Origin of the sequence: Nostoc sp. DedQUE07, assembly GCF_034530975.2 — a bacterium.
Classification (GTDB): Bacteria; Cyanobacteriota; Cyanobacteriia; order Cyanobacteriales; family Nostocaceae; genus Nostoc.
In genome coordinates this window covers 1-9,432 of sequence record NZ_JAVRCC020000102.1, presented here as the reverse complement: position 1 = coordinate 9,432, position 9,432 = coordinate 1, and the positions used below count along the sequence as shown (strand labels likewise).

At 41.3% G+C, this 9,432-nt stretch carries 5 protein-coding genes; 3 read left to right on the top strand and 2 right to left on the bottom strand.

The window, feature by feature from the left end:
- Positions 1 to 158: 158 nt before the first annotated feature.
- A complete protein-coding gene (locus RMZ95_RS33820) occupies positions 159 to 1,757 on the bottom strand; it encodes a peptide ligase PGM1-related protein (protein ID WP_322682774.1) in 1,599 nt (532 codons plus the stop codon).
- Positions 1,758 to 2,318: 561 nt separating this feature from the next.
- On the opposite strand from RMZ95_RS33820, the gene RMZ95_RS33815 reads away from it, so the two are divergent.
- A complete protein-coding gene (locus tag RMZ95_RS33815; RefSeq protein WP_322682775.1) occupies positions 2,319 to 3,200 on the top strand; it encodes an SDR family oxidoreductase in 882 nt (293 codons plus the stop codon).
- A gap of 193 nt (positions 3,201 to 3,393) precedes the next feature.
- Complete coding sequence (locus RMZ95_RS33810; protein WP_094352695.1) at positions 3,394 to 3,651, top strand: hypothetical protein; 258 nt, start codon at positions 3,394 to 3,396, stop codon at positions 3,649 to 3,651.
- A 95-nt stretch (positions 3,652 to 3,746) separates the two neighbouring features.
- On the opposite strand, the gene mgtE is transcribed toward RMZ95_RS33810, so the two are convergent.
- The gene (gene mgtE, locus RMZ95_RS33805; protein ID WP_322674071.1) at positions 3,747 to 5,147 is read right to left on the bottom strand and encodes a magnesium transporter; all 1,401 of its coding nucleotides are present in this window, start codon (positions 5,145 to 5,147) and stop codon (positions 3,747 to 3,749) included.
- 1,047 nt (positions 5,148 to 6,194) lie between these two features.
- On the opposite strand from mgtE, the gene RMZ95_RS33800 reads away from it, so the two are divergent.
- On the top strand, positions 6,195 to 9,227 hold the full coding sequence (locus RMZ95_RS33800) for a PA14 domain-containing protein (protein WP_409884514.1): 3,033 nt from the start codon (positions 6,195 to 6,197) through the stop codon (positions 9,225 to 9,227).
- Positions 9,228 to 9,432 lie beyond the last annotated feature (205 nt).

Here is a 9,432-nt window from a genome sequence, read left to right as displayed (position 1 = left end):
ACTAAAAATATTTCTGCCCCTCTCCGCCTCGGAGAGGGGTTGGGGAGAGGTTCATCGAACTCACGTTGAATTATATATAACTTATTAGCCGAATATAATATCATTGGGGCACGAGGATTGCTGTGCCCCTATCATGTGTTGCAAACGACATTTTTTAACTATAATTCATCCCAAACTACAGGAAAGGAATAATCTGAAAATGCCGAGAAATCACGATTGTCGTTGCGGGTTTCTTCATCCAGAACTTTGACAACTTTGTTATAAATATCTCGTGCTTGTTGCGGTGAATCACCGATGCTGGTTAATCCCACCTTGCCAAACTGCGAAAGGCAGCCCATAAGATGAAACACAGTACCCGTCTCTGTACCGCTGTCAAAGTGCAGTCTGTGGTGAGCAATGATATCCATCAAATCATTGGGTAATAATCCCTGATAGCGCTCTTTTTGCAGATTATCAGTGGCAATGTAATATTTTGGACGACCTTGTTGACTATAAAATAAACCCGTGGAAAGGTCATAGCGGCCGTTCGTTAATAATTTCAGGGTCATGAATGGATGCGTTGTACCGCCTTTACGCAGGTTAATTTCGATCGCCTGAATATCCCAGTCTCCATTACCCTTGTCAACGGCGATAAAATCTACACCAAACCGCTCTAAAGTGCCTTTATCTGCTAGCTTTTTGCCAACTTGAAGTCCCAATTGCTGTAATTGCAATCGATATCTTTCATCAGCAGGAAAGCTGCAACCAAGATAAATCTGACCGTCTGGGCCTCCGAGAATTTGGTCGTGAGTTGACAGGATTTCCACTTCGCCTTGGGGAGTGATCCGTCCTTGAACGCTGGGCGATCGCTTAATTTCCCCTTCCACGAATGCTTCAGCAATTGTCCCTAACTCAGGCATTTTTCCCAAAAAACTATCCCAAGTTTCTTGTTTTGCTTGAAAGCGCATCGTTGATAAGCGATCGCTAATTGCTGCTATCCTTTCGGCATGAGTACCAGTGTTTGGTGCTAAATTCTCAATCGGTCTGAGATCCAACAATGCATTTCCCTCGCCAGAAATGCCCTCGTTAAGTTTTACTACTACCCGTTTTAATGTTGGTTGCCGTTCCCACAAATCAACGGTAGCTTCTGTCAAATCTGTATGGTTCCAAACTTTTTCGCTGCCATCTGGATGCGGTACTTCGCTTTCCTTGAAGATTTCCCGACTGCCACTTTTTGTTCCCCAAATTTGTAAATCTGGTGCAGCCGCATACAGTGGTACACCCAATTTTAAAGACAATTCGCCTTCCCAGTGCGAAGAGTTGTAGCAGATCATAAATGATTTGTCTAGCCTCAAAGATTTCTGAATCCGCTCTAGCAAGCGGGGGCGTTCTAAAATCTTTTGGCTCAGAGGCTTAAAAGAGGAATCGTAAGTAGAAAGTAACAGCAAGCGATTGCGAGCATGAGAAAAGGGAATTCCTGGCAACAATTGCAGATAATAATCAATGATACTCGGATGCAGCGGTACTGATGTTACATAAATCAGTCGAGTTCGGGGATTCCGCAACCGAATTAACGAAAATAGTAATCTTTCTTCATAATGCTCGCAGCCTTCGATCTTTTGGAGTTCTCCCTGGTCAAGACTCAAGGAGGGAATAATTAAAATATCCGCTTCACTATTGTCAAATATTTCGCTCGTTTTCCAGCGTTCGCGCAGGGTTAATTGTAAGTGGCGAAACTTTTCAACCTGTTCTAACTCGGAAATATTTAATGTTGCCATAACCCATGCCCTCTAATGATCTCAATGTAGCGCACCAAGCACCCTTTTGGACGATGTATAGTTGCCGTGTCAAGATTCAGGTAGTTTTGTAAAAAATTTCCGGAAGTCCGCAAGGATCGATCGAGCTATAGCAACCCACAAATCGCCGACTTCTTTAATTCTTTTCCCTCTTAAGGTTGAGCTAATTGCAGCATACTTTACCTCTAGGGGGCGATAAAGTACAGCAATATAATAGTTAACTTGAAAGCAGGTGAAAAAGAGAAATTCTTCATCACATTAGAGTTGTGTACTTTTTTTCATGGTCAGGCGTGAGGATAAATAATGTAAGTAATATAAATTGCGTAGAGTTGCTTGAATAAGTAAGTTTGGCAAACATCCAGGATAGAAATGCCTAAAATTGCAAATGGCTAGTGAAAGTCAAAGCAAAAAATAAACCTTGGGTTGAATTTTCGATCCAAGGTTTAGTTATGAAATAGGGGATAGGAGAAAGATGGAGTGTAACTACTGCCCAATTACCCTTTTTCAATACCCATTCAATATTCAATTACCAAGGTAAAACAGATGGCTAAATCAAAAGAACCAAAAGAGAAAAAAGAGCAAAAATTACAACCGCCACAGCAACAAGAAACACCAGGTGTTGAATCAGAAATGACACCAAAACCCAAAGCAGATGATGCTCAGTATCGCGGTAGTGGTAAGTTACAAGATAAGGTAGCATTGATTACAGGTGCAGATAGTGGGATTGGTCGTGCTGTTGCGATCGCATTTGCAAAAGAAGGTGCAGATGTAGCTATTCTTTACCTTAACGAACACGATGATGCCAAAGAAACAAAACATTTGGTAGAAAAACAAGGGCGTCGTGCAGTAACGATTGCAGGTGATATTGGCAACGAAACTTTTTGTCAGCAAGCCATACAACAAACAGTTGGTGAGTTTGGCAAACTTGATATTCTCGTCAACAACGCTGCTGAACAACATCCGAAAGAAAGCATTGAAGAAATCAGTGAAGAACAACTAGAGCGAACTTTCCGCACTAATATCTTCTCAATGTTTTTCATGACTAAAGCTGCACTCAAGCATTTACAAACGGGCAGTGCTATCATCAATACCACATCGGTAACAGCTTATAAAGGTAGTCCACAACTACTAGATTACTCCTCTACAAAAGGTGCGATCGTTGCTTTTACTCGCTCCTTATCAAAAAATTTGGTATCCAAAGGAATTCGCGTTAATGCTGTCGCGCCAGGGCCAATCTGGACACCTTTAATTCCCTCAACTTTCCCCGAAGAGAAAGTTGAAACTTTTGGCAAACAAGTACCAATGGAACGAGCCGGACAACCAGAAGAAGTTGCTCCTAGCTACGTATATTTAGCTTCTGATGATGGTTCTTATGTCTCTGGACAAGTGCTACATGTCAATGGTGGAGATGTTGTCAATGGTTAAGTGAAAAATTCAGTCATTAGTCATTAGTCATTGGTCATTGATTATTCACTTTGAATAAAGGACTAATGACTAATGAGAAAAAAATAATTACTTCTAATTATACCCTGATGGTCTTCCATTGGAGGGATGAGTAAATGTGGGAATATTGATAGTCTATCTAGCAGAAAACATTTAATAAATAATAACTACGTCTATGGCATCTCCTACACCATTGAATGGCAGAGAACTAGTAGATTGTGCTAGAGCAAATGCCCAGCAAGGGATTGAAACTGCTGCTTATCAATGTGGCTATGGTCAAGACCTCAACAAATTTGCCAGAGAACTTAGACAAGCTTGTGAAGACATGAATTTACAAGTGAAGGAACTTAGCGGATTGATTACTGACCAGGACATGATACTGCAATTGGGTACTGGCGAAATTGTTGCTCCAGATACGGAATCAGAATTGTAAAAGTTAAGTTAGTCATTTGTCCTTTGTCTTTTGTCATTTGTCTTTTGTCCGTTACTAATAACTAATGACCAATGACTAATGACCAATGACTCTTTTCATAACTTTAAAATTACCCGCGCCAAATTGAAGTAAATCAAAACACCTACAACATCAACTGCTGTGGTGATGAACGGTGCTGACATTAATGCCGGATCTAAACGCAGATAGCGAAATAGAAATGGCAGTGCTGAACCGGAGATCGAAGCCAAAATAGAAATAGCTACCAAACTAGTGCCGACAGCGATCGCTACTTCTAATCGTCCTTGCAGAAAATAAGCCCAGACAGTAGCGATTGTACCTAACATTGCTCCCAATAATGCACCTGCGATCGCTTCCCGGCCGATTACCTGTAATGCACCACGCGATCGGATTTCATCGGTGTTCATCCCGCGAATCACCACTGTGGAAGATTGAGCGCCTACATTACCCCCAGTACCAGTCAACAAGGGAATAAAGGCCGTCAGTGTCACCACTTTTGCTAAAATATCTTCTTGCGACTTAATAATTGTGCCTGTAACGGTATTGGTTACAAGTAAGACCAATAACCAGACAACCCGTTTCCGAGCGATTTCCAGCAAATTCATTTGAAAATAATTGTCGCCCCCCGACTGCACACCACCACCTAAAGCATAGATATCCTCGGTGGTTTCTTGTTGCAGAATATCAATTACATCATCCACCGTCACAATACCTACTAGAAGCTGTTCTCGATCTACTACAGGTACAGCCAAAAAATCATATCTTTGGATTAATCTTGCAACTTCTTCTTGATCCGTATCAGTGTAGACAAACACCACATCACGGGTCATAATTTCGCCAATAATTTGCTCAGGCTGAGACGTTACTAATTCCCGCAACGATACAATCCCCGTCAAGCGCCTTGCCGCATCCATGACATAAAGATAATAAATCATCTCACTGGCATTAGCTAAGTTGCGAATTCGCTCTAGAGCTTGAGATACTGTGAAATTTTCTTTCAGCGAGATCAACTCTAGTGTCATAATTCGCCCAGCTGTATCAGCTTCATAACCCAATAGTTGGGCTGTAGCTTGACGTTCAGCTGGACTCAGTTGTTCTAGCAAGCGATTGACGACTTTTGCCGGTAATTCATCAAATAACCTAGCTCGGTCATCCGGCGACATTTGATCGACAATATCGCAGACTTCCTGGCTTTTAAGTTCTTCAATTAACCGTTCTTGAACACTGTAGTCGAGATATTCATAAACTTCGATCGCCTCATCCTTAGAAAGCAAGCGAAAAGCCAAAGCGTGCATCGCTTCTGGTAAACCCTCAATCGCCTCGGCGATATCCGCAGGCTGCACGGGTACAAGAATTGATTTTGCTCCTTGCAAGTCTCCTGCTTCCAGGAGCATTTGCAGCTGAGTCCGCACTAAATCTCGCAATTCCCTGCGCGAGAGATTCTGGATGGTAGAGTTTAAATTGTTTGTCTCAGTCAAAGTCCACTTTCCTCAGCCAGTTTGAACAAGGTTGCTGCCCTTAGTCTAGGGGAAAGTGGGAATGTACAACGTCAAACTTGTAATTTTTCTGACTTAGAGTAAATTGAAAACTTTTGTAAATGAACGAAAGAGTAGGGTTTTGGGGGGAAGGGAAAAGGTTAAAGGGAAAAAAACTTTATATATCGAGCCTTCCAATCCTTTTCTGCTTACCCTTTTGCCTTTAATACCAATTCTGTATGAAGATGCACATAATAAGACCCCCCTCTAGTCCCCCCTTGGCAAGGGGGGACTAGAGGGGGGTAAAATATGCAGCTTCACAAAGAAATGGTATAACCGAGCAGTATTGGATTGTGTTCTCTAGCTTAAATGCATGAATGGTGAGGCTTTTGCAAAAGTTTTTGTTCCACTGATTTTAGGTTATTACTAAATTTATGCTGGTTCTGGTAACAAAGAGATAAAGTAATAGTCAAAATGAAGTATAAATAAATATTAATTTTTCAAATCTTTAAATATTAAAATTTTTCTTTATACAAATTTTATATAGTTAATAAATTTGTCGATAAGCACATTAGATTATCCGGTATTTTGGCATTTTTTATTTAAATATCATCAAAACTTTTATATTCCTTTAAAAAAGGATAGATCAATATGAATATTTAAACAAAGTTCCATACAGAAGATAGACATAACACCGCCATCTATTGTCAAATGTGTAAGCACTAAAAGAATACTTAAGTAATCTATGTAAAGTTATTGCATTTGACTAATTACGCATGTATTTGCTTTCTTAAGCACTGCTTGCCTTGCTGATATGCATTTGCACATCAATAAAATTTAGAAAGTCTCAAGAATTCAGTAATTTTTTGAAAGAAAACAAAAACTAACAAAGACTAATATATTCTTCAATTAATTATTCATGATTAGTAATTACTGAATATATCTTTATAAGTTAATCAATTATTAGCTTATCAGTATATTTATATCAAGCTTCATGAGGCATTTTTTGTTGGAATATTTAATGTGAAATTAATCCTGAAACACTAAATTATGGCATCAAATCAAAACTTATCAACATCTGTAAGTCCAGTAATTACTACTAAATCATCTCTAGAAAGTATTGACCAAGGACAAACCAATATTTCTGCTCGGTCTAGCCTACTCTCTCAGGGAGATGGACTTAAGGCAGAGTATTACGACAACATGGACTTCACCAACCTGAAGGTAACTCGTACAGATCAGACGGTGAACTTTAACTGGCGCGCTGGTTCTCCCGATTCGTCGATTAATGCAGATACTTTCTCAGCGCGGTGGACAGGTCAGGTAGAAGCCAAGTACAGCGAAACTTACAAGTTCTACACCACTGCTGATGATGGTGTGCGACTGTGGGTGAATGGTCAACAAATCATCAATCAGTTTATCGATCAACCTGCCACCGAATCCAGTGGCGCGATCGCATTAGTTGCAGGTCAAAAGTACGATATTAAACTTGAGTACTATGAAAATAAATCCAATGCCGTTTCTCAACTGCGTTGGTCAAGCGCCTCTCAGGCGAAGGAAATCATTCCCCAGTCCCAACTGTATAGTAATGTCAGCACACCTAGTAGTGGCAATGGACTCAAAGGAGAGTACTACGACAACATCGACTTCACTAACCTGAAGGTAACTACTACAGATCCGACGGTGAACTTTAACTGGCGCGCTGATTCTCCCGCTCCCTCGATTGATGCAGATACTTTCTCAGCGCGGTGGACAGGTCAGGTAGAAGCCAAGTACAGCGAAACTTACAAGTTCTACACCACTGCTGATGATGGTGTGCGACTGTGGGTGAATGGTCAACAAATCATCAATCAGTTTATCGATCAACCTGCCACCGAATCCAGTGGCGCGATCGCATTAGTTGCAGGTCAAAAGTACGATATTAAACTTGAGTACTATGAAAATAAATCCAATGCCGTTTCTCAACTGCGTTGGTCAAGCGCCTCTCAGGCGAAGGAAATCATTCCTCAGTCTCAACTTTATTCACCAGTTCTTCCGACCACTATCACCTTAGGCTCGTCTTCGATGACTGTGAACGAAGACAGTGGTAGTGTTACCGTCAAACTAATTAGAACTGGAGATTTAAGTAGTACATCTTCAATTAAATATGCAACTATAGCTAATACTGCTACAAAAGGAGTTGACTATGGCAGTGAAGGCGTTGAAAGTGCTGGAGTACTGACTTTTGCGCCGGGACAAAGTAGCACCCAGGTATCGATTCCGATCAATGATGATTCCTCGATAGAACCAGATGAAAGCTTTAATTTTGTCATCGATCAGGCAGAGGGGGCAACACTAGGAGTCCAAAGAACTCTCTCAATTACAATTCAAGACAACGATCGCTCCGGCCTCGATTTCAGCCAGCCAGTAGTTAATGAGGGTGACGGTACTGCTAAGGTGACAGTTACACGGGGCAATGCTTCGGCGGCTGCTAGCGTCAACTACATAACCCAAGATGGAACTGCTAAAGCTGGATCTGACTACCAGGCTGTATCTGGAAGCTTGAGTTTTGCAGCCGGACAAACCAGCAACACCATTGTTATCCCCATTCTGAATGACAATGTTGGGGAATCAAATGAAACATTTGCTTTGAAGTTCAGTAACCCAGTTGGAGTGCAGTTAACTAATCAACAGACAAGTATCACTATTATTGATAATGACTCTGGTAATTTTGCTTTAGATACAGTAGTTTCTGGTTTGAATCAACCCACAGCTTTTGAATGGGCACCTGATGGTAACAGTATGTTCATTGCCCAGAAAAATGGGGTAGTGCGAGTCATGAAAAACGGTACTTTATTATCAACACCATTTACTGATATTCGCGGACAGGTAAATGATACGCGCGATCGCGGTCTGTTAGGCATTGCCGTACATCCAGATTTTGGTAAAAGTCCAAACGGCAACAACTATGTTTACCTGTTGTATACCTACGATCCACCAGAAACTAATACAAGCAATTCTAAGAATAATCCCAATAGCACATTGGACGATCCCGATCAGAATGGGAATCGGACTGCACGCCTAACTCGCTTTACAGCCGATCCCAATACTAATTACACTACTGCGATCGCTGGCAGCGAAGTTGTACTACTCGGCACAAATGGCACTTGGGCAAATATCAGCCACCCAGATGGAAATAGCACAAATGTTTCACTTGGCTATGCACCATCAGGAATTCTCAACAAAGATACTGGTAAGCCGTTTACCAGCTTGCAGGATTATCTGAATAATCTCGATAAAGTCCAAAATATCCAGAATTTTATCGCCAATGATAGTGAATCTCACTCAGTTGGTTCTGTGCGTTTTGGTACTGATGGTTCTCTATTTGTGAGCTTAGGAGATGGTACTTCCTACAATGGAGTAGATCCCCGAGCAATTCGCGTCCAGGATAAGAATAATTTATCCGGCAAGATTTTGCGGATTGACCCGATTACTGGTAAAGGCTTATCAAGCAATCCTTTCTACAACGGTGACGCTAATAGCAATATTTCCAAAGTTTATGACTACGGTCTGCGTAACCCCTTCCGTTTCACAATTGATAAAAAGACCAATACTCCCGTAATTGGTGATGTTGGCTTCGGTACTTACGAAGAGGTGAATATCGGAAAACCAGGAGCTAACTTTGGCTGGCCATTCTATGAAGGTGGACTTGATGCAAATGGTAATGTCGTCAGTCTGAAACAACCAGTCTACGCTAATTTAGATGCAGCAAAAGCCTTCTATAATAGTGGCTCATCTGTTACAGAACCACTGTACACTTACAAGCATTCTGGTTCTAATTCGATCCTGGTGGGTGACTTTTACACAGGTAATACTTTCCCTGCAATCTATCAAGGTGCCTTATTCATTGGTGATTTCAGTCAAGGAACTATCGATGCTTTGATATTAGATAGTCAAGGTAAAGTTACCTCAGTTAAGCGGTTTGCTTCCCAAACAGACAGGCCTAATCTCGGACTGCCTACACAAATCACTACTGGCCCAGATGGTAATCTGTATTACGCAAACTTGACCGGAGGCGAGATCGATCGTTTCCGACCTGTTTAGAGATAAATACAGTTTAGAGTCAGCAACAAAACCCTGATGTCAAGACGCGATAAATCGCGTCTTGAAAGACCAATTATCCTTAAGCCAAACGTATTGATTTAGAGATGACATAAAAATTATCAGTTATCATATCATGTCCGCTTGATTACTTATTAAACCCGAAGAACCCCACCCCGCCAAAGCTATGCTTTGTCTCCCCTCCCCG